Raw genomic sequence first — 19,750 nt, forward strand, 5'->3', positions numbered from 1 at the left:
CAAGTGGCAATCGGGTTTTTCTACAGCCTCGTTAGCTGTAATCGAGAGATCTGATGAAATTCAAATTACTGGTTGTTTTAGTTGCATGCTTTGTTTTTTCATGCGCTGCCAATCCTATGAAGCAGTATCAAGAAGATGCAGACTTAATTCGTCTAGAGCATCTTGAGTATTGGACCGATATTATTAACAAATACTATCAAATCAAAGGAAGCTATCCTTTCCAGGAGGAAATTCAGAATAGTAAAGATATCGTATTAGTTAAAATTGCCACAAAACAGCAAATGCAGTATTTGTCATCGGGCGGTGATAAGTATGAAAAACGTCTAGACAACAATCAATCGGGTTACTTCAAAGAGCGTTCGGTCAAGGACTTTGTCGCTGAAGTGGAGGCTGTTCTGGGTCATCAAATTGAAGAAAAATATGATATACAAAAAGTGCCAACATCTAGTCCTGTCGGTTACTACTACTTTACATCTGAAGATGGCTATCTAGTTTGGGTAACTTGTATCACCTGTGGAGTAACTCAGGTATCAACTCTATTAATGGATGGAGTTACTCCAACTGTAAATATTGTTTCGGAGGGTATGGTTGGCAAGGTCACGAAAGCATTAACAAGAGAAGAAATGCTTAATCATCCAACGTATAAATCATGGGTTTCAAGGCCGTTCCATAAAAGCGAGTATATGCATAACCTAGTCAAGGAAAACAGCCATGACTCAAAGTGAGAGCCAAATCACAGCTAACAAGCGCATGTTATCGGACTGTGGTTTTCCGCTGTGCTCCAAACCAGCCGCAAATGCGGGCGTTATGTATTCTAAGGAGTTCTAGGCTTGGATTTCGAGTTAATTAGAAGCGCTGCAACCTATTCGCTCCCGGCGCTAGTCGTCGTTTTTTGGTCTTACCGGCTAGTTAAGGCATTTTTCTATACGCCTGCTCCTTCAGGCCCCGCCGCGCTTGGAAGGGCCTTCGGGTTTCTGTTTTCGGGAGAAGTCATGGGGACTGTAACTAGTTGGTACCTCTCCTATGTATGGTCATTTTTGGGTGGTGAAGAGTTCATCAATGCACTCCGGCTAGGTTTCTTGACTCTAGTGTTTGTTTTCGTGAGCACTGGCGCGGGATATCTGGCTGCTCGTAGCTATGAAGACGTAGGAAGAATGAATGCAAAAATATTTCTTGTCGTTGGATTTGTTATGCATTCGATAATTTCGTCAATAGTGTTCATGCGGTCGGGATACGTAATTATGATGCTCTTAAGCTTCATTCCGTTCAGTATCCTGGGTGCGTTCGTGCAACTAAAACTGCATAACCAGTCGCGGCAGGCGGACGCGCCATAGGCGCACCACTACGATTCGGGTTATGTTTTTCTGGAGAAGTAGATGCAATCTGCAAGGGGTATTTCATTAAGAGCAATGGAGCTGGGGGACCTAGAGGCGGCGGCCGAAGTTCATCGCCTGGCATTCATTAGACAGCAACATTCGTTCAGGTGGCTGGAAAGCAGTCTCAGTGCAGCCCCCAAAACGTTCTGCTACGTAGCTTACGCTGAAGAGTCCTGCGTTGGGTATATCATCTGGTCTCAGAAAGCGGGGTTTAGGCCGAGCGCGGTACTCGAGTTGGAGCAGGTTGCTGTGTCTCCAAGCTTTCAGGGGAATGGTGTCGGTAAAATTCTTATCATAGATACATTGCCTGACGTTACTCGAAAGCTGAAGCAGCAGGGTGCCGTGTTAAAGCATATTATGGTGACGACACGAGCTGACAACTACGCGCAAAGTCTATACAGAAATGTTCTGGGCGCCGAGGTGGAGGCTACCCTGGCAAACCTGTACTCGGCAGACGAAGTGATTATGGTTGCGCGAAATGTCAAAACATAACCGGGTCAGGCATAGCGACAGCTATTCTGTTTCGGCTTCGGCTTCGGCTTCGGCTTCGGCTTCGGCTTGTGCGGGCGGCGTTAAATACCAAGAGGAAGTTATGTCAGGGATAGCTAAAACTCCGAGTCCGCCATATTACGCCGTAATTTTTAGTTCTGCCCGCACGGATGGTGATCATGGTTACGATGCAATGGCAAGCAGGATGATTGAGCTGGCGGCTCAACAGAAAGGGTTTCTTGGTATCGAGTCAGCCCGTGAGGGTGTGGGTATCACCGTTTCGTATTGGGCAAGCGAAGACGCGATCAGGAACTGGAAGCAAAATGCTGAGCACCTTGAGGCCCAGCGCTTGGGGCATAAGGTCTGGTATTCCGAATTTAAGGTCCGAATTGCAAAGGTTGAACGGGCTTATGGCATTTAACGAGTCAATCACGCTCGTTCCCAGTCTGTCGGCGATCCATCGGGTGTCCCTGTCGGGCCGCCGCTTATTTTGGTAATAGGCGTCAGAAATAAGGCACACCCTGCTATGGCAGAGTTAATAGAATATGAGACAGAGCGGCTGTGTTTACGGCAATGGCAAGAAAGCGATTTCAAGTCGTTTGCTGCTCTGAACACCGACCCAAAAGTCATGGAGTACTTTCCCCAACCGCTGAGCGGCCAAGCCAGTGCTGAAATGGCGAAGAAGATTCGCTCACTCATTAAGCAACGTGGCTGGGGGTTCTGGGCAGTCGACGTCAAAAAGGGCGAGTCGTTTATTGGCTTTTGTGGGCTACACGTACCCACTGCAGCGCTGCCTTTTTCTCCATGTGTCGAGGCTGGTTGGCGGTTATCGTCAGCTCACTGGGGGAAAGGCTATGCATCGGAGGCTGCGCGTGGTGCGCTAAATGTTGCATTTCAACAATTGGAGCTTCCCGAGATTGTCTCCTTTACCACAGTTGATAATCAGCGATCGCGTCGGGTCATGGAGCGCATCGGCATGAAGTACAGTGGTCAGTTTGAGCATCCCAGCTTGCCTGAGAGTAGCCCTTTGCGGCGGCATTTACTTTACCGTTTACAACGAGAGCAGTGGGGTATAAAAGCCTAACCAGTGCATTAAATTCGTTCCGGCCCGACCCGACAGGCCACCACCGGACGGACTTTTCCCGCTTTGCTGCGTAAAATCCGCCATTTATGTAATCATTGACTGTATGAAGGAATCGAAAATTGAAAAAGAATATAGTGGAAATATATGCGCTTGCCGTCTGCTTTTTCACCGTAGCCTGCTTTGTTGTTGTCCTTGGAATGACGGCGTGGAATGTTGTTGAGTTGTCGGCACCTGAATTTACGATTAACAACAGTACGTATGAAGCTCATCTCACCGATGAGAACTACCGTCGATGGTTAATCCAGCGTAATCAATACCGTTCTGAAGACTACAAGCCTCCAGAAGGTGCTGAGCTAACACAAAGCCGTGAAACGAACTGGCAGCAGGAAATTCGTAGTGAGCAGCGTGGCGCTCTACAGAGCCTGATCCAGAACATAATCATACTGGTCATAGATTTATTGGTGTTCATTGGACACTGGGTTATTGCTCGGAGATCACGTGAGAGCCTCAGTTAACTAAGGTCAGGCACAATCCCTCTTTTGTGGGCTGGATCATGGACCTCCGCACGGTGTGCTCCGGTTTGTGTTGGCGGCGTTATGTGGTTGCTACATGCTGATTGCCACAGTTAAGGTTTAGGACATCATAGGAGTGTCGTTGAAATGTTTGATTATACAATAATTCACTGGGTGACGTTTCTTGCTGCGGCGGTCCTTCTAAATCTCTCTCCGGGCCCTGATATTGCCTTCATTTTAGGGCAAACCTTACGCAATGGACGTCGGCATGGGTTCGCGGCGATGTTCGGTGTTTGGACAGGAGCCGGTTTGCATGTTGCTATGGCTGCGGTTGGCCTTTCAGCAATCCTTGCTACATCCGCCTTGGCGTTCTCTATTGTTAAGTGGATAGGGGCCGTATATTTGATATGGCTTGGTATCAAAATGCTACTATCCCGAGGCGACTCCTTCGTCTCTAATGGGGGCATCAGTCATCAACGAGTGCATGCAATATATTGGCAAGGAGTGTTGGTTTCTGCGCTGAACCCGAAGGTCGCCATATTTTTCCTGGCTTTCCTGCCTCAGTTTGTCGTGGAAGGTGCCGGCCATCCTGGTGGTCAGCTGTTATTGCATGGGAGCTTAATCATTGTTGTTGCAGCCTTCATAGAACCACCATTGGTTATGCTGGGTTCAAAGCTAGGTGTTTTCTTGAGGCAAAATCGGCGAGTTGGTTTATGGATGGATCGAGGTCTTGGCACCTTGTTTGTTGCCTTGGGCGTGCGCCTTGCAGCGAGTACCCGGTAATGCAGGCGAGCAGCTGGGGAATAGGTTCTTCCCTGAAGGTAAATGAAGGTAAATGCCATGTTCTTCTTATTGAGCCTCGATATGTGGTCAATACAGGAGGCTTCGGCGGCGAGGTTCAGGCGGAAAATTATGTGAGGGTATAGCGTAGAGCGTAGAGCGTAGAGCACCTTGCTTATATTGGAAGTAATAGGAGATAACTCGTGGATTTAGATTTAGCTACAATGTTTTTAACAGTTGCTTTTGCGCACTTCCTCGCCTTGCTGAGCCCAGGGCCAGACTTTGTTCTTGTCGTAAAAAGTGCCATGAAAAACGATAGGCGTAAGGCCATTGGTGTAGCGGCTGGAATTTCAAGTGCCAACGCTCTTTATATCGCATTATGCTTATTCGGTGTTGGTGCAATATTGGCCAGCTCAGTTAAAGTGATGATTGCTCTAAAAATAGTTGGTGGGCTATTCTTAATGTATCTTGCAGTTCAAGCGCTTCGCGTAAGAAAGAGTGACTACCAGGATATATTATTGGAAATAGGTAAGAATAAAGAGGCTAATACGACATTTTTTAAGGAGTTCTCTGTTGGATTTATGTCTGGGGTTTTAAATCCTAAAAACTTACTTTTTTACCTAAGTCTTTTTACTGTCGTGCTGACAAATGATGTGAGTTTAACTTTCAAAATACTTCTTGGCGCATGGATGACGTTAGCAGTGTTTTTTTGGGATGCTGCAATCGTGTTTTTATTGTCGACAAATAAAGTTCGTCAGCAGTTCACTAGGCTTGCTTACTACATAGACAAAGTTACTGGCGCAATACTTGGGCTGGTTGGTTTTTCCATTGTCCGGTCAGCATTGTCAAAGTAGCAGAAAATATAATTATTTCTTTAAGCTGGGGGCATCTGTGGTGCCCATTAAATAGACCTGGTGATTTCTGTTAAAATAATTTTTATTTTATGTAATGAGTTGTGTTTGGTGGCGGGCGTTGCTTACCACCTAACGCGGCGCGTTAACTGGGAGTAAGTTTGGACTTCCTAAGGAAAAGACCGACGAATATGCTCTAAAGCAAACTGGTGGCTGCAAGGTGTTGAAAGTTATGGAGAAATAAATTAGAAACGTTGGTGAGACAGGTAGGAAGGTAAAGCTTATTCATGCCGATTATTTTTGCGTTGTTTTACCCTGTTGATTTTACAATTTAGAAATTAAAATGATTAGAAGTTATAATTCAAGCGACTTAGAGTCGGTCCTTTCTATTTGGTTTGAATCGTCTGTTAAAGCTCATAATTTTATTTCAGCTGACTTCTGGGAGGCTCAAATTGAGAGTATGCGTAATGTTTATATTCCAGCTTCAGAGGTTTTTGTTTATGAAATAGATTCTCAGGTCGTTGGTTTTTATGCGCTGTATGAAAATAACCTGGCAGCTATATTTTTACTTCCTGTTTTTCAGAGGAGGGGGATTGGTAAGCAATTGTTAAATCATGCTAAATCTCAAAGATCGGTACTAAATCTTTCCGTATATAAGGAAAATAAGGCTAGTTATCAGTTCTATTTGTCTCAAGGCTTTACAGTCGTCAGTGAGCAATTGGATGAGCATACTGGACACCTAGAGTACACAATGATTTCGAGCACAAGGGTTAAATGAACTATCGATTCGTAATCACCGGCGGCCCTGGTAGCGGGAAAACGACAATTCTTACTACTCTAGCGGAGCGTGGGTATAGCTTCGCATCAGAGTCTGCTCGCAAAATAATAAAGGAACGGTTAGCGATTGGGTTGTCGCCTCGGCCAGAAGCGGTATCTTTTGCTCATCAGATCCTCAGTGCAGATATCAAAAAGTATCGAAACGCAGGTGGTAGTGACCGCCCCACATTCTTTGACCGAGGAGTCCTCGACGCCTTGTATATGCTTGATGCAGAAGATGCATTAACAGACGAAGAGGCTTCCCGATATGTTCAATGTTTTCAATATAATAGGACTGTTTTTCTCCTGCCTCCATGGGAAGAGATTTATGCTACCGATTCAGAGCGTGACCAAACATTTGAGCAAGCCGTTGATGTGTTTGAAGGTATGAAACGGTGGTATCTACGGTGGGGGTATGAAACATTGGAGGTGCCGCGCGGTAATGTCGAAGAGCGGCTCTCATTTATTCTTGATGTTGTAGAAATCTCCTAACAGTTTGCAGCAGTTGGTGTCGGCTGCGCTGTCACAACTGAGCTTTGGCGTTAGGCTTGATCAGCCGCGGAGGGATTGAGTGGAAATTAAGTGCATTACAGGCTTTGCGTCCATTACCAAAGCCCCTGAGCTAAGTGCGTCCCTGTATGAGGATGCGCTAGGTCTGCCGCTGGAGAAGATCAGATAATGTCGCTGACGTAGCCTATGCAGGCGTTCGCGCCGTCATCTTCAAAGTAAAAGTGGTCAAGCCAAGTAAAGCGCAAAGCGTTACTTGGCTTGGTTGAGTAGCTAAAAGTACAGGAGAAAAGTAGTGGAAACATATAATCCTATACAGGTTCTTAAACCTGTTGCTAAAGATATTTGGATTGTGGATGGGCCTCTAATAAAATTTAAAGGAGTAAGTTTTCCTACCAGGATGACTCTTATTAGGTTATCTTCTGGTTCATTGTTTATACATTCTCCGATCGAGCTTACTCAAGATTTGAAGGAAGAAATTGAAAAGCTAGGAGAAGTTAAGCACCTAGTATCTCCTAATAGAATCCACTACTGGTGGATTGGTGAGTGGAAAGCACTATATCCAAACGCCATATCCTGGGCCGCTCCTGGTTCTCGGGATGCCGCGAGAAAGGTTGGTTGGGAATTTGATAAGGATCTTTCAGATGAGCCGGAAGTCGAATGGCGAGAGGATATAGAACAACTGATCGTTAAAGGGAGCAGGGTTTTAGAAGAGGTAGTGTTTTACCATAAAGACTCCAGTACGCTTATCCTTGCTGATTTGATCGAGAATTTTGAGGCTAAAATGGAAAAATCTCTGGTTATGAGAACTTCCATGAAGCTTGCTGGTAATTTTGACCCTGACGGGAAGCTCCCAATTGATTTGCGAATGGCATATATAGGGCACCATAAACAGTTAAGAGAAGCTGTTGATAAAATTCTTTCATGGAGTCCTGATAAGGTCATTATTGCCCATGGCCGTTGGTATGAAACGAACGGTGTCGCTGAGTTGACGCGCGCTTTTCGATGGGTGAAGTAATGGATAGAAACGTATAATAAGTCAAGGCAGTCGAACGCTTTCGCGCTGTGATCTGAAGCGTTAAGCCTAGGAATTACTATGAGTTTAGCCGAAATATTAGCTCTGTTTACAGTGATGTCAGCTTTAGCGCTAGTCCCCAGCACGAGTGTCGCCTTGGTCATTGCTCGCGCTTCTTCTGCCGGATTCTCGAACGGCTGTGCCGTTGCAGCGGGAATTGTCGTCGGTGATCTCATCTTTGTCTTGTTAGCTGTTTTAGGAATGACTGCGTTGGCAGAGGTTGTGGGTAGCTTTTTCTTGATACTGAGATATTTGGCAGGCGCGTATTTGATCTGGTTTGGTATAAGCCTGATGAGATCGAAAGCGCCATTGCAAGTGGAGCATTTTGGCCGGTCAGCATCGAAATTATCAGCAAGCTTTTTCTCTGGTCTGCTTCTTACCCTGGGTGATGTAAAGGCAATATTTTTTTACGCGAGCTTGTTTCCTACCTTTGTTGACTTGGCCACTATTCGGACATGGGATATCGCAGCCATTGTGATGGTAACCATAGTCGCCGTTGGCGGTGTCAAATTAGGCTATGCATATTTCGCTGGGGCCGTTGCGTCATTTGGTACCAATCATAAGGCAGGGCGAGTCGTTAAAGTGACGGCTGGTGGTTTAATGGTTGGAGCCGGGGCGTATCTGATAGCAAAGGCTTAAGGGAGGCGCCTGCGGTAAATGATGGCATACCGTCTTTTGGCCTCATCAAGCTGATCAGTTTTGTGGGTGATTCAATCTGCCTATTTATATGCGCCCCACAACTCTTAAGGAGGTAGTACACAAACATTTATAGGCTGGATGTTCCATTACGGGAAGGCCGGTGCTTTTTTCTTGACATCTGCGTTGGTGAGGTTCTACAGTCTGCGGCCAACGGTATCGGGCACCTGCCGCCTGCAGACGCAAGTCACGGTGAAGCCCGACGGTACGAACATACTCACCCTCGAAGCATTTCGTAGGTGGGCAATGCAGGCCCCCATCAAGAACGAAATGCCTCATTTGAGGAGTGAATGATGTCGTCCCGACACTCATCGGACAATCGTTTTCTGATTGCCCCCATAGGGCGGACTTTCTTCGCCAATGCGTTTCCAATGATGCTCGTCATGACAATGAACGGGCTTCTGAATGTTGTCGATGCCACTTTTTTGGGATATTTCGTTGGCACAAATGCCTTAGCTGCCGTCAGCATTGTTTTTCCTGCCTTTATGATCACTGTTGCTCTGTCGACTCTTGTCAGCGGGGGAATGTCCAGCCTTCTGGCTCGTCATCTGGGCGCGGACACAAGAGATCAGGCTGCCGCAGTTTTCACCCGAGCACATGGACTGGCACTCTGTATCTCACTCACTCTGATCGTGATTTTCCTGGTAGGAGGGCGGGCTGCCGTTGACTACTTGGCGGACGGGCAGGGCGGCATCACTGGGATGGCCTACACGTATCTATCGATCATGATTTATGCGACACCCTTGCAGTTCTTGCTTGGGCTGCATGCGGATGCACTGCGCAATGAGGGGCGGGCGGGGTTCATTGCGCTAATGTCGGTTGGAGTGACGCTTGCTAATATCGTACTGAACTATGTGCTGATTGTTGTTCTTGATTTCGGCGTCGCCGGATCAGCTTGGGGCACGGTGCTGGCCCAGGGGCTGGGCTTGGGGCTGCTGATTGGCCTGCGCCTGCGTGGAGACGGATTACTGCCGTTTTCCTCGCTGGGCAGATACCGCTGGTTTGGGAGCTGGCGCCCTATGCTAGCCCTTGGAGCGCCTCTCAGCCTTAGCTTCATTGGTATTGCGCTTGTCTCGGCGACTCTGATCGCAACCTTGCGACTGACAGCAGAGGCTGGCTATGCCGACACCATCGCCGCCTACGGGATCGTTACTCGGATTTTCAGTTTCGCTTTTCTACCCTTGATGGCTATCGCGCTCGCAACCCAGAGTATTGTCGGCAACAATGTTGGCGCAGGACTCTATCTTCGGTCGGATGCGGTCTTGCGACTCGCACTCGGAACAGCCCTGTCTTATTGTGTGGCAGTTGAGCTCATTCTGCTCGGCAGCAGCCAGCATGTTGGGGCGGGGTTTGTCCGGGACCCCGTCGTAGTGGCCCAAGTGGGGGCGATTCTGCGTCCTATGATGTATTTTTACTTCGTCGCTGGACCGCTTCTGGTACTGGCGCTCTATTTTCAAGCGGTGGGGCAACCGGGGCGCGCAGCGATTCTGACGTTAACCAAACCTTTCTTGTTGAGCCCGGCACTGATTGTTGCGCTTGGGTTTATTAAAGACGCCGAGGCGATTTGGTTCGCGTTCCCCATTGCCGATGGCCTCATGGCGAGTCTGGCAATTGCAATCGTGACTGCCAGCCTGAAACAGCATACGACCGGCTCGGGATTTGGGTTGGCAATACAGGGAGAGCCAACATGACCCTGCAAACACTTGCGGAAGCCAAGGCGCAGGCAAAATCACTGCGTCAAGCGCTTGCCGCCAAAGGAACACAGGTTAGCCACGCTCAAGCGCTGGAGCTCATCGCCCAGCAAAACGGGGTGCGGGACTGGAACACGCTTTATGCTCGGCTGTCAGGTGCCGAACCAACGCCCTTCAATATCCATGATGAGGTTCGTGGCCAGTACCTGGGGCAAGATTTTAGAGGCCGGATTGTTGCGATATCGAAGGCAGGAAAAAGCTATAGGCTTTCGATACAGCTGGACCAGCCGATCGATACCGTCCAATTTGCGAGTTTCTCCAACATGCGCCGTCGTATCAGGGGCGTCATTGATCAAGAAGGCCGGTCACCACAAAAGACGTCGGATGGCACGCCGCAACTAATCGTCGAGCCGCTGGTGCGTCGCAGGTAATAGCGTAGGCATTTCAACCAGCTAATGTAGGCGGGAGTTGTGAACCGTGGTTTGCGGCCATTGTAGTGCTCACAAGTTCGCCTATCTGAAATGGGCGTTAACCAGAATTAGAGAGCCATATGAGCACTAGGAAATATCTCGTTGTTAGTTCACATGAAAGTGAGTTTCCTAACCCAATCACTTTCAGAAAAGGTGACCCTCTTGTTGTGGGCGAGGAGTATGAGGGAGCTGAAGAGTGGGATAACTGGTTTTTCTGCAGTTCTCCCGGGCAGGAACCGGGCTGGGTGCCTGGGCAAGTGATTGAGCGACTGGAAGGTTCAGAGGGGCGTGCACTTGATCACTACACCGCCAGAGAGCTTAATGTGCTGGTGGGTGAGCGACTAACTGGCACAAGAATTTTGAATGGATGGCTATGGTGTGAAAAATCTACCGGCAAAGAATCAGGGTGGGTTCCATTAGAGAATCTGAAAGAGGTTGAAGAGTAGTCGCGGTGCTGGAGATGCCATCAATTCGCCGCCGTACGTTTGTTCCGCGCGCCGTTTATGATGGCAGCCTAGTCGCTGGCTTTAGGGTGCGGCTATAAGCGTCACTACTATACATAGGCCTTCAGGCTGACGTTGGGTGGCGGGTGGAAGCTAATATAGAGGAGGTCATCACAAGACGTTATTTCCATCTGAATCACTATCCAGGATTGCTAATCTCAGATGTTCCAAAAATACTCTCACTTTTTCCAGCGGGTATTTTTTCCCCGAGTAAAACGCATATAACACAAGATCTTCTGGCTGGTAGTTAAGGTAAATCTTGATAAGCGATCCGTTTTCTATATCTGCTTGGCATGCATGAGTGGGTAAAATAGCAAAGCCAAGGCCTTTCAGCGCGGCGGCTTTAGCCATGTGGCCACTATTGACCTTATAGCTGGATTGCACCTGAATGGTCTGGTTATGCTTGAACCGCCAGGGCATGCCTTGCAAGACCGATAGGCTGGTAATGCAGGGCGCTTTGCTCAGTTCATCCAGTGAGCCCGGCAATCGGTGATGCTTAAGAAGTTGTGGCGCGGCAACCACGCAACTCGGCCAGCGTTGGATTTCTTTCGCGACCCAGCCAGAATCCTCCAATGGCCCTCTACCGAAGCGTAACACCAGATCGAAGCCTTCTAACAAACCTTCCGAAGGGTTTAATTGGGTGTCACAGCTTAGCTGTATTTGGGGATGCTGGAGGCAGAAATTTGCAGTGATTTCGGCCAGAAAGGGGAGGTCAGGCATGATGATCTTAAGGTGGCCGGACAGGGCGTCACCGTGCAGTGAGGCTTCTTCAAGTGCGTCATTCATTGCTCGTGTGAGCGGCGTGATGGCCTGATAAAGTTGCTTGCCTGCGGCGGTTGGGATCATCTTACGGGTGGTACGTTCCAATAGTCGCAAACTAAGTTGTTGTTCCAATAGCGCGACATGGCGACTGACATTGGATGTTGGTAATTGAAGCTGCTCCGCTGCACGCTTAAAGCTCAGTTGTTCATATACCGCCTGAAAGCTCAGTAGCCATTGAAGCTCGATTTTTTCAATCATAAATTCTCTCAGAAAATGGGATTAATAACGCAATAATAGCGTGTTTATCCCTGGCAGTGGCTTTGTGACAATCTCTACCGAATTTAACTATTGAGGTAGGGGCGATGAAAAACACCAAACGTATTGCTATTGTTGGTGCAGGGGTTGCAGGAATAGCGCTGGCGATACTCGCCGCACAACAAGGCTATCAAGTGAACGTGTATGAGCGTGACAGTAAGGTCTCGTCCATTGGTGCTGGCGTGACTTTATGGCCAAATGCAATGTTTGTTCTGCAACAGATGGGGTTGGAAAAAGAGCTAAAACGTCTGGGTGGCACTCCCCGTTTAATGCGTCAGTTTGATCAATTTGGTGTTTGGCAGGGTGAGCTTGATATTGAGGAAGTGAATCTGCTGAGTGGTTTCCCCAGTATAACAATATTGCGCCGTGATCTTATGAGCATACTGGCCGAGAGGTTGGATGATATGGGTGTAAAAATACACCTTGGCTGCCCAATGACGGCGCAGGATATTGGCCGATTAAAGCAAGAGTTTGACGTGGTAGTAGGAGCCGATGGGAGAATGAATTCGGTGGTGCGCCAAACGTTATATGCAAAAAAAGTGAGCCCCCGCTATCAGGGGTTCATTAATATCATTGGTATCAGTCAGTTGGATGAAGGGGTTTTAGATAACGCCATCCATGATTTTCGTGGTCCTGGTGAGCGTTTTGGAATTGTCCCTGTTAAAAATGGACTATGTTTCTGGGCTGGTGCATGGAATGCCGATATTGATAAACAACGGCCCTTATCTACTTGGTATGATGAGCTGAATCAGCGTTTCAGGTGCTGGCCTGATCCAGTGCGCAACGTGCTGAAATTCTATGATGCAGCATCGCTCAATCGCATTTTTGTTCATGATCTTGATCCCCTGCCTTACTGGCATCAAGACAATGTTGTCATTATTGGAGATGCAGCCCATGCGCCGTTGCCAACGTCTGGGCAGGGAGCGTGTCAGGCGCTGGAAGATGTGTGGCATCTTGCTAGGCTTTTGGGAGAACAAGGGGAGCTGGAAAACGTTCTGACAAATTTTTATCAGCAGCGAATCGTTAAGACGTCCTCCGCTCAAACCGCTGGAAGACAGGTAGCCGAGAGGATTTTTGGAACACAAATTGAGTCTCAGCCAGCGGCTTTAGGCATTTCTGCTGAGCAATTAAGTCTGTTATGGATGCAGGGATTAGAAACGCAGTAGGCGTAATTAACGGAGCAGATAATGAGTTCTTACGGAACGTTGATATTCTTCTGTGGAAAGATGGGCGCTGGAAAAAGCACGCTGTCTGCCAGAATTGCGCGTGAACGCGGCGCGGTACTGCTTTCAGAGGATGACTGGTTATCTGCTCTTTTTCCTGGTGAAATCAACGATTTCAATGACTACATCAGTTACTCGTCACGCCTGAAATCATTGCTTAGGAAGCACGTTGAGCAAATACTCTTGGCGGGAACCACTGTAGTCCTGGATTTCCCTGGCAATACCAAGAAGCAAAGGGCATGGTTCAAGGATATTTACTCGCAACGAGAGATGCCTCACGAACTGTACTATGTGATGGCAGAAGACGAGGTTTGTCTAAAACAGCTGAAACAGCGGCAAAATGAGCAGCCTGAACGCGCGGCGTTTGACACTGAGGAAGTTTTCAGGATGGTAACGGGCTACTTTGAGCCTCCGGAGGAATCAGAGGGATTCAATGTTGAGGTTGTCGTGTAGTGGAATAGTGAATTTGGCCACTTAATTAGAGGTGCTAATATGCACCAAGAAACCACTCGGTGGCCGCATGCAACAAGACCAAAATGTAACTTTAGTCCTGAATTCCGGCGCGAAGCCGCTTTAAATACTGCGGAATGTTCTGTTAAGCCGCTATCGTGGGCTAGACCAGAGAGCGTGAGGCTCAATACGCTTTAAGCCTACTTCGCCTAGCGAAGTAGTAATTCTAAATAGCGGAGCAGCCGCTGGGCTTCACGCACTAATGTCTCTCCTGATAGCATGCCGACGCCCATCACCAATCCTGTTCGTGAGTCCTTGTCAGCGCACACGGGGCTTAGCGGGCGAACAATCAAGTGTTCTTTGAGCAACGCCTGGGAAAGTGCGACATCGTTAACTCCAGGTTCAAACTCAACGCACAAGCTAATCGCGCTAGTCGGGGGAGATACACCCCGCACTTTAGGTAGTGAGCTAAGCTGGTCGTGCAGCACCTGTTGACGGCCAAGATAGTCGCGCTGGATACGACGACACCAGACGTCTAAATCGCCATCAAAAATAAATTGCGCTAATACCGCTTGATCAAGCATACGGCCTTCACGAAATAGCTCGCTGCGTAGGCGGTTCATTGGAGCTGCCAAATGGCGCGGCACCACCAAATAGCCAAGCCGCAGTCCGGGAAACATCATCTTAGAGAATGAGCCTACCAGTAAATGGCGTTCCGAGTTTGGATCAAACAGTAGGTTAGTGTGATCGTCTCGGGTGAATTCGTAGTCATCCTCTACCACATAGGTGGGTGATAACGCATCGCAGAGCTGCTGCTTATGAGCAGCACGTGTGGGTACGCTGAGCGGATAGTGATGAGAACCGTTTAAATACGCGAGCGCAATATTATCGGTTGTCTGCGGTAACACATGCCCACTATCGGAAAACCAAGGTAGCATCTCAATCGAAAGCCCAGTGGCAGTGAATACGTTGCGTGCCCCCCAGTAACAGGGCGACTCCATCGCCACGGTATCGCCTACATCAGCCAATGCCATGGCGCATAGTTCAATACCGTTATGGGTACCATCGGTGATGATGATCTGCTCAATATCACAATGAATATTGCGCCAGCGCGCCAGAAACTCACGGATTGCGCGCTTAAGCGGCCCATAGCCACCGGTAGAGTAAGAGAGCAGTAAGGCATTTTGCGGCACGGTGACACTGGCATATAGCTGGCGCCACTTGCGCATTGGAAACTGAGCGATATCCGGTATGCCGGGTACAAAGGCACCGCTTTGAACGGTGCTGGCGCCAGGCTCTTGCAGTACTCGCTGGGCACGTCGAGAGAGCTGAATATCTGTTTTGACAACAGTGCGAGCTATCGGCTTCGACGTCCAGGTGCCTTGCCCATGAGCCGTTTTTACTAACTGCTCGTCAAGTAACGTACTTATTGCTAAAGCCAGGGTTTGGCGTGCAACGTTGATCGACTCTGCCAGCGCCCGGTGGGAGGGTAGTCGAAATCCTGTAGGCCACTGGTGGGTGATGGCTTGGCGTAACGCTTGCTCAATTCGCACCTGTTTACTTAGTCGCTCAGGTTGGAGTGCATAAAGCTGTACAAATTGGTGCAAGACTTGCTTGCGATCCATGGCGGGCCTCTATCTTTTGCGCTAAGTCAGCAGTTGCGGGGTGTCTGGACGAAAGTAGTATATAAAAATTACACCTCATGGGGGCGATTGAAAAATGGTCTAGTCGAACATGAAAGTTGTGCATTCGTATTCTTATACATCGCCTGATAGCGTGTCGCGACTCCGTTGTCTGGGATCAGGATACTGCTCTTCAGAGCGTTAATGACAACATCTAATAACTTGCAGGACTTTGTGCTATGACCACACCCTCTTCTGAACAGGATAAACTCGTCCGGGTACTGGCCCGTGGCGACGTACTAGCTCTTGCCTTTGGTGCAATGATTGGTTGGGGCTGGATTGTACTCACTGGTAACGCTATTCAATCGGCTGGCAGTATCGGTGCTATTTTAGCGTTTATCATTGGTGGTTTAGCGATCGTTCTCGTCGGTCTTACCTATGCAGAGCTGGCATCGGCGATGCCTAAGGTGGGCGGCGAACATGTCTACAGCTATCGCGCTTTAGGTCATTTGTCCTCATTTCTGTGTACCTGGGCGATTATTTTAGGCTACTTGAGTGTCGTTGCTTTTGAAGCGGTCGCATTGCCCACCGTAATCGAGCACTTAGCACCAAATTATGCGGTAGGTCACTTATGGACTATCGCCGGGTGGGAAGTTAAGGCCAGCTGGGTAGCCGTTGGTGTGGGCGGCTCGCTCGCTATGATGATTATCAATTACTTTGGTGTTACCACTGCCGCTTTGCTGCAGAAGGTGGTAACTAGCTTAATTCTGCTCGTCGGCGTTCTGTTTATCACCGGCGCTCTGTTTGAAGGTGAAGCCATCAACATGATGCCGCTGTTCACCCAAGCGGACTCCGGTGTTGTTGCCGGTATTGTTGCCGTGTTGGTGATGGTGCCGTTTCTCTTCGTAGGTTTCGATGTTATTCCCCAGGCCGCCGAAGAGATCAACTTGCCTTACAAGGCTATCGGCAAAGTGCTGATGATGTCTGTTATTCTGGCGGTAGTGTGGTATGCGCTGATTATTCTGGCCACTAGCCTCGCGCTAAACAACACGCAGCTGGCTGCTAGCACTCTCAGTGCGCCTGATGCGATGGGCAGCTTGTTTAATGCGCCGTGGGCCAGCAATTTAATGGTACTGGCCGGTATCGCGGGCATTATTACCAGCTGGAACGCCTTCTACATTGGTGGTTCTCGCGCTATTTATGCCTTGGCTAAAGCAGGTATGTTGCCAGCACTGTTTGCCAAACTTCACCCACGCTATAAAACCCCGACTAACGCAATTTTTCTTATGGGTTTCCTGTCGAGTATCGCGCCATTCTTTGGCCGTCCGGCACTGGTATGGATCGTTAATGCCGGTGGTTTAGGTATTGTGATTGCTTATCTGTTTGTTGCGATCTCCTTTGTGGTGTTGCGCGTTCGTGAGCCAGAGATGCCGCGTCCGTTCCGTATTCGTTATGGCAAATTGTGTGGCACGCTGGCGATTATCCTCTCGTTAGGGATGGCGTGTCTTTATCTGCCGGGAAGCCCTGCGGCACTGAGTGGTGCTGAGTGGTCAATTTTTGCAGGTTGGTCATTGCTTGGCGTCGCTCTATATATCCATGCGCTGCGCAAATACGGTCGTGCCTACAGCGACCAACACATGATGGCTGACCTGTAAGCCATTTAAATGGGTTTTCATGGATACGCTGAGTGGCCTGGTAATCTTGTTGAGCCGCGCTCTTAGTCACCACGAAGCGTATTCTGGTGGTCAAGCTAACTGCGAAATATCGATTGCAATTCGCTGGTCCACCTTGTCCTCTCGCCACTGGTCCAGGTCGAGTAACCATAGACTATGTGGACACATTTCATAGAATCGTCTCCGACCGCCTTCGAGAAATTCTGTGAGTGGCAGCTGCCAGGATTTTCTTAACTCTGGATCGGGAAAGTTCAAGCGATAGTACAAGGTATGGATAGCCTCTGCTTCTTCATCGGGCAGGGCGCGCCCATCTCCAAGGAGCTGCAAACCATCTAAGCCTGCGGGAGGTGATAGCTCGCCCAGGTCTGTGCGAAAGATTGAGCCCGATAGCATGGGGTGTCGCTCAATGTTAATCGAATGCTGAGCCTGGGTCATGGAGTACCAGATAAGACGCAGTGGAGAGCGAAGTACCACGTAGTTGACGGTGGATGCCCAAGGCGTTCCAGTATCGTTACAGGTGGCCAATGTGATGAAAGAGGCGGTATCCAGAAGCCGGTTCGCACGAGTGTGTAGTGCTGTTGTATGTTCCGTCATTCTTAACTCTCCAGTTGAATATCGTTCATGAGTCGGGAGTCAATGATTTCCCACCATTTTTCCTGTTCGATCCGCCTTGCTTCCCACTCTGGCTCCTTGGAGCGCTGTGAAACTGCCTTGCGGTAAGCGCCCCAGGCTGCTTCGTCCTCGAAAGCTACCGAATGCTCCAGACAGTGCACGTTGTTACTGATAACATACGAGAACCAACGCGGGTCATGGACCATCTCCAAGCCATCGTAGAACCATGACTGGCGTGAGTGTATCCACTCCCAGAACTCTTTTGTGTGGGTTCGTGCATGCTTGGTAGGCTGAAGAATATAGACTAGATGAAGCATGGATCTCTCCTATTATCAGATGATTCCATCGTTGAACCATTCCGGGGCCAGGTGTTTGCGAAACCTGTTCTGGTACCTGTCAGCAACAGCGAAGTTGTGCTTCTTCACAAGGTCATCCGCTAACTTTTCTTTTCTAAGAATTGCGACGGTGGCGAGCGGCTCGATGCATCCTCCACGTTTTGCTTTAGCATCCAAGGCTGAAACTGAGAGATGGGATGTCTTTAAGCCATACTTGGGTGCGTACTTTAAAGGTGCGTAGTAGCTGAGAACGAAGTAACGGAAGTCATCCTTTTCCTCCGTGTAGTCGGAACCGAAATATCGGGCGTGGAGCGAGTTTCCGAAACGATAAAATATGGTGGCAGCATTTATCTTTCCCTTGTTTCGAGAAAGGGCAACGATTGACTGATCAATGACGTTGGACTGGTGTTGACTCATGAAAACCTTGCGCATCCATGATTCTCCAGTGGCCGCACCGTGCTTGGATCGATTCATGGCAACAAGGTGGACCAGTATTTCCTCCAGTACTGGTGTAATGGGTGACCACTCTATTTGGTTGCCCTGATTGTGAAAGGCATTTATTTCGGCTCGTGTGCGTGTTCTGTAGTGTTTCTTCCAGGACGAGATGGTGTCGTCCAAACCTCCTGGAGAGATGTGTTGAGAAGCTTCGGCATCATGTAGCAGCACTTGTGCATCTGGGTGGTGTAAAGATACGTACAGTGCCTTTTTCAACGGCATATAGGGTAGTAGAACGCCAGCCAGCCCATCATGACTGGCTTTGTTTTGGAGCTCATGAAGCAGCAGTGGCAGTGCCTCTTGATGACGAGCCCCGTGTCCAAAAATCAACTCATTATGCGTGGAGCGATATGCCCCTACCCACAGAAATTTCCCCTCCCACGGTCCTGGCAGCCCTGTAAACCAGTGTGAGGGGGCGAACAGAGGATCGTCAGGTTGTCCTTCCCATATCGGGCAGCCTGCCAAGAGCCCCCCAGGACCGAAAACCGTCAACACAGAGCGTGGTCTACTGAAGTATTCGAGAGACTGTAACCACCTGTAGCTATTAAAAAAATTACTATCTTCGACCAATGAATCCCACTCGTGAGGGTCAAGAGAGCTTATTGAATTGAACCAGCGGACCCAAACGGCTCCGAAGGGAGGCAGGATGGTGGACACCGTTCACGCTCCTTTTTGCCCAGAGAGAATGATCGAGTGTGGGCGCGTTTGATAAGCCTCCCAGAAATTGCTCTTGTGCGCCTCGTTACCCTCATCGGTTACATGAAAGTTTTGCCATTCTATATTTTTCACCCCGCAGTGCTTCAATGCGCTAGTTAATGCCTCTCTCGACCAGTAGTAAGCCGTTACAAAGTCATCATAGGGGGGCTGGCACAAGTGAAGTTTCAGCGGCGTTTCGTCAGTTCTAGGAGTGGTAGTGCTGCTGATGAGGTCGAAACCGTAGGGGCGATAGTAAGATGTTTGTAGCGCGTAGTTCGGGTGAAGAGGAAGTGTTACGAGACGACCGCCTGGGATTATGGGGCGCACCATATCACCGCACAATTCCATAAGGTCCGGTAGGTTTTTTGCGTAGGGTAAAGTATATACAGAAAGAACAATATCAAAATTATTCTCTGGGATATTGTCTTTATTATCAATATATGAAATGCCATGTTGCTCTTTCTCTTCGCGACGACGAGCGTAACTTATCATTCCCGAAGATATATCGTAGCCGACGACTTCCTTGGCACCATGCTTTTTTAATAGCCGAGTATAGAAGCCACTTCCACAGCCGAAATCAAGAATAGAAAGCCCGCTAATATCTCCTAGAGCTTCAATAGTGGAAGGTATTTCGCAGTACTTTCGAAATGGCCATTCAGCCATTTTTTCATATAAGGCGGCAAGCTCATCAAATTGCTGTGACATTTATTTTCTCCC

General features: G+C 48.7%; 23 protein-coding genes. 17 read left to right on the forward strand and 6 right to left on the reverse strand.

Annotated features, from left to right (window positions below):
* Positions 1-53: 53 nt before the first annotated feature.
* The 14 genes from H616_RS0111325 to H616_RS0111400 all read left to right on the forward strand — a co-directional run bounded on the left by H616_RS0111325 (position 54) and on the right by H616_RS0111400 (position 10,793).
* A complete protein-coding gene (locus tag H616_RS0111325; RefSeq protein ID WP_027967466.1) occupies positions 54-725 on the forward strand; it encodes a hypothetical protein in 672 nt (223 codons plus the stop codon).
* Between the two features lie 651 nt (positions 726-1,376).
* Positions 1,377-1,868, forward strand: a complete 492-nt coding sequence (locus H616_RS0111335) for a GNAT family N-acetyltransferase (protein ID WP_240470583.1) — start codon at positions 1,377-1,379, stop codon at positions 1,866-1,868.
* 100 nt (positions 1,869-1,968) lie between these two features.
* On the forward strand, positions 1,969-2,286 hold the full coding sequence (locus tag H616_RS0111340) for an antibiotic biosynthesis monooxygenase family protein (RefSeq protein ID WP_027967469.1): 318 nt from the start codon (positions 1,969-1,971) through the stop codon (positions 2,284-2,286).
* A gap of 105 nt (positions 2,287-2,391) precedes the next feature.
* Complete coding sequence (locus H616_RS0111345; RefSeq protein ID WP_027967470.1) at positions 2,392-2,949, forward strand: GNAT family N-acetyltransferase; 558 nt, start codon at positions 2,392-2,394, stop codon at positions 2,947-2,949.
* A gap of 119 nt (positions 2,950-3,068) precedes the next feature.
* Positions 3,069-3,464, forward strand: a complete 396-nt coding sequence (locus H616_RS0111350) for a hypothetical protein (RefSeq protein WP_027967471.1) — start codon at positions 3,069-3,071, stop codon at positions 3,462-3,464.
* A 144-nt stretch (positions 3,465-3,608) separates the two neighbouring features.
* Complete coding sequence (locus tag H616_RS0111355) at positions 3,609-4,244, forward strand: LysE family translocator (protein WP_027967472.1); 636 nt, start codon at positions 3,609-3,611, stop codon at positions 4,242-4,244.
* A gap of 200 nt (positions 4,245-4,444) precedes the next feature.
* Entirely contained in the window at positions 4,445-5,095 is a 651-nt protein-coding gene (locus H616_RS0111360; RefSeq protein ID WP_027967473.1) for a LysE family translocator, read from the forward strand.
* 340 nt (positions 5,096-5,435) lie between these two features.
* Positions 5,436-5,870, forward strand: a complete 435-nt coding sequence (locus H616_RS0111365; RefSeq protein ID WP_027967474.1) for an N-acetyltransferase — start codon at positions 5,436-5,438, stop codon at positions 5,868-5,870.
* Positions 5,867-6,400: an AAA family ATPase gene (locus H616_RS0111370; protein ID WP_027967475.1), complete on the forward strand. Its 534-nt coding sequence runs from the start codon at positions 5,867-5,869 to the stop codon at positions 6,398-6,400. The genes H616_RS0111365 and H616_RS0111370 overlap by 4 nt, the downstream gene beginning before the upstream one ends.
* Positions 6,401-6,710: 310 nt before the next feature.
* Positions 6,711-7,433, forward strand: coding sequence for a DUF4336 domain-containing protein (locus H616_RS0111375; RefSeq protein WP_027967476.1), 723 nt, complete (start codon positions 6,711-6,713; stop codon positions 7,431-7,433).
* Between the two features lie 78 nt (positions 7,434-7,511).
* On the forward strand, positions 7,512-8,129 hold the full coding sequence (locus H616_RS0111380) for a LysE family translocator (protein ID WP_027967477.1): 618 nt from the start codon (positions 7,512-7,514) through the stop codon (positions 8,127-8,129).
* Between the two features lie 350 nt (positions 8,130-8,479).
* A complete protein-coding gene (locus H616_RS14875; protein ID WP_035573043.1) occupies positions 8,480-9,877 on the forward strand; it encodes an MATE family efflux transporter in 1,398 nt (465 codons plus the stop codon).
* The gene (locus H616_RS0111395; RefSeq protein WP_027967479.1) at positions 9,874-10,308 is read left to right on the forward strand and encodes a glyoxalase superfamily protein; all 435 of its coding nucleotides are present in this window, start codon (positions 9,874-9,876) and stop codon (positions 10,306-10,308) included. The genes H616_RS14875 and H616_RS0111395 overlap by 4 nt, the downstream gene beginning before the upstream one ends.
* A 119-nt stretch (positions 10,309-10,427) precedes the next feature.
* On the forward strand, positions 10,428-10,793 hold the full coding sequence (locus tag H616_RS0111400) for an SH3 domain-containing protein (RefSeq protein ID WP_027967480.1): 366 nt from the start codon (positions 10,428-10,430) through the stop codon (positions 10,791-10,793).
* Positions 10,794-10,961: 168 nt separating this feature from the next.
* Here the strand turns inward: H616_RS0111400 and H616_RS0111405 are convergent, their stop codons facing one another.
* Positions 10,962-11,870, reverse strand: coding sequence for a LysR family transcriptional regulator (locus H616_RS0111405; protein ID WP_027967481.1), 909 nt, complete (start codon positions 11,868-11,870; stop codon positions 10,962-10,964).
* A gap of 104 nt (positions 11,871-11,974) precedes the next feature.
* Here H616_RS0111405 and H616_RS0111410 point away from each other — a divergent pair, with 104 nt between their 5' ends.
* Together H616_RS0111410 and H616_RS0111415 are read left to right on the forward strand one after the other, a co-directional pair.
* A complete protein-coding gene (locus H616_RS0111410; protein ID WP_027967482.1) occupies positions 11,975-13,093 on the forward strand; it encodes an FAD-dependent monooxygenase in 1,119 nt (372 codons plus the stop codon).
* 21 nt (positions 13,094-13,114) lie between these two features.
* On the forward strand, positions 13,115-13,603 hold the full coding sequence (locus tag H616_RS0111415) for a P-loop nucleotide/nucleoside kinase family protein (RefSeq protein ID WP_027967483.1): 489 nt from the start codon (positions 13,115-13,117) through the stop codon (positions 13,601-13,603).
* A 206-nt stretch (positions 13,604-13,809) separates the two neighbouring features.
* Here the strand turns inward: H616_RS0111415 and H616_RS0111420 are convergent, their stop codons facing one another.
* On the reverse strand, positions 13,810-15,225 hold the full coding sequence (locus H616_RS0111420; RefSeq protein ID WP_027967484.1) for an aminotransferase-like domain-containing protein: 1,416 nt from the start codon (positions 15,223-15,225) through the stop codon (positions 13,810-13,812).
* 236 nt (positions 15,226-15,461) lie between these two features.
* Here H616_RS0111420 and H616_RS0111425 point away from each other — a divergent pair, with 236 nt between their 5' ends.
* Positions 15,462-16,877 (forward strand): APC family permease, encoded by a 1,416-nt coding sequence (locus H616_RS0111425; protein ID WP_027967485.1) that lies wholly within the window; start codon positions 15,462-15,464, stop codon positions 16,875-16,877.
* Positions 16,878-16,967: 90 nt separating this feature from the next.
* On the opposite strand, the gene H616_RS0111430 is transcribed toward H616_RS0111425, so the two are convergent.
* The 4 genes from H616_RS0111430 to H616_RS14880 are packed head-to-tail and all read right to left on the reverse strand — an operon-like array spanning position 16,968 to position 19,738.
* Positions 16,968-17,489, reverse strand: a complete 522-nt coding sequence (locus H616_RS0111430) for a pyridoxamine 5'-phosphate oxidase family protein (RefSeq protein ID WP_027967486.1) — start codon at positions 17,487-17,489, stop codon at positions 16,968-16,970.
* 2 nt (positions 17,490-17,491) lie between these two features.
* Entirely contained in the window at positions 17,492-17,824 is a 333-nt protein-coding gene (locus H616_RS0111435; RefSeq protein ID WP_027967487.1) for a hypothetical protein, read from the reverse strand.
* A 15-nt stretch (positions 17,825-17,839) separates the two neighbouring features.
* Positions 17,840-18,994: a peptidogalycan biosysnthesis protein gene (locus tag H616_RS0111440; protein WP_027967488.1), complete on the reverse strand. Its 1,155-nt coding sequence runs from the start codon at positions 18,992-18,994 to the stop codon at positions 17,840-17,842.
* A gap of 3 nt (positions 18,995-18,997) precedes the next feature.
* Positions 18,998-19,738, reverse strand: coding sequence for a class I SAM-dependent methyltransferase (locus H616_RS14880; protein WP_051234240.1), 741 nt, complete (start codon positions 19,736-19,738; stop codon positions 18,998-19,000).
* Positions 19,739-19,750 lie beyond the last annotated feature (12 nt).

The sequence above is a fragment of the Halomonas halocynthiae DSM 14573 genome (assembly GCF_000425725.1).
In the GTDB taxonomy this organism is placed as follows: Bacteria; Pseudomonadota; Gammaproteobacteria; order Pseudomonadales; family Halomonadaceae; genus Halomonas; species Halomonas halocynthiae.

Excerpts from the sequence above, each read along its gene's own strand:
- H616_RS0111380 (WP_027967477.1), top strand. The coding sequence starts at position 7,512 with ATGAGTTTAGCCGAAATATTAGCTCTGTTTACAGTGATGTCAGCTTTA.
- H616_RS0111365 (WP_027967474.1), top strand. The coding sequence starts at position 5,436 with ATGATTAGAAGTTATAATTCAAGCGACTTAGAGTCGGTCCTTTCTATT.
- H616_RS0111425 (WP_027967485.1), top strand. The coding sequence starts at position 15,462 with ATGACCACACCCTCTTCTGAACAGGATAAACTCGTCCGGGTACTGGCC.
- H616_RS0111355 (WP_027967472.1), top strand. The coding sequence starts at position 3,609 with ATGTTTGATTATACAATAATTCACTGGGTGACGTTTCTTGCTGCGGCG.
- H616_RS0111370 (WP_027967475.1), top strand. The coding sequence starts at position 5,867 with ATGAACTATCGATTCGTAATCACCGGCGGCCCTGGTAGCGGGAAAACG.
- H616_RS0111395 (WP_027967479.1), top strand. The coding sequence starts at position 9,874 with ATGACCCTGCAAACACTTGCGGAAGCCAAGGCGCAGGCAAAATCACTG.
- H616_RS0111415 (WP_027967483.1), top strand. The coding sequence starts at position 13,115 with ATGAGTTCTTACGGAACGTTGATATTCTTCTGTGGAAAGATGGGCGCT.
- H616_RS0111435 (WP_027967487.1), bottom strand. The coding sequence starts at position 17,824 with ATGCTTCATCTAGTCTATATTCTTCAGCCTACCAAGCATGCACGAACC.
- H616_RS0111400 (WP_027967480.1), top strand. The coding sequence starts at position 10,428 with ATGAGCACTAGGAAATATCTCGTTGTTAGTTCACATGAAAGTGAGTTT.
- H616_RS0111345 (WP_027967470.1), top strand. The coding sequence starts at position 2,392 with ATGGCAGAGTTAATAGAATATGAGACAGAGCGGCTGTGTTTACGGCAA.
- H616_RS0111410 (WP_027967482.1), top strand. The coding sequence starts at position 11,975 with ATGAAAAACACCAAACGTATTGCTATTGTTGGTGCAGGGGTTGCAGGA.
- H616_RS0111430 (WP_027967486.1), bottom strand. The coding sequence starts at position 17,489 with ATGACGGAACATACAACAGCACTACACACTCGTGCGAACCGGCTTCTG.
- H616_RS14880 (WP_051234240.1), bottom strand. The coding sequence starts at position 19,738 with ATGTCACAGCAATTTGATGAGCTTGCCGCCTTATATGAAAAAATGGCT.
- H616_RS0111335 (WP_240470583.1), top strand. The coding sequence starts at position 1,377 with ATGCAATCTGCAAGGGGTATTTCATTAAGAGCAATGGAGCTGGGGGAC.
- H616_RS14875 (WP_035573043.1), top strand. The coding sequence starts at position 8,480 with ATGTCGTCCCGACACTCATCGGACAATCGTTTTCTGATTGCCCCCATA.
- H616_RS0111420 (WP_027967484.1), bottom strand. The coding sequence starts at position 15,225 with ATGGATCGCAAGCAAGTCTTGCACCAATTTGTACAGCTTTATGCACTC.
- H616_RS0111325 (WP_027967466.1), top strand. The coding sequence starts at position 54 with ATGAAATTCAAATTACTGGTTGTTTTAGTTGCATGCTTTGTTTTTTCA.
- H616_RS0111405 (WP_027967481.1), bottom strand. The coding sequence starts at position 11,870 with ATGATTGAAAAAATCGAGCTTCAATGGCTACTGAGCTTTCAGGCGGTA.
- H616_RS0111340 (WP_027967469.1), top strand. The coding sequence starts at position 1,969 with ATGTCAGGGATAGCTAAAACTCCGAGTCCGCCATATTACGCCGTAATT.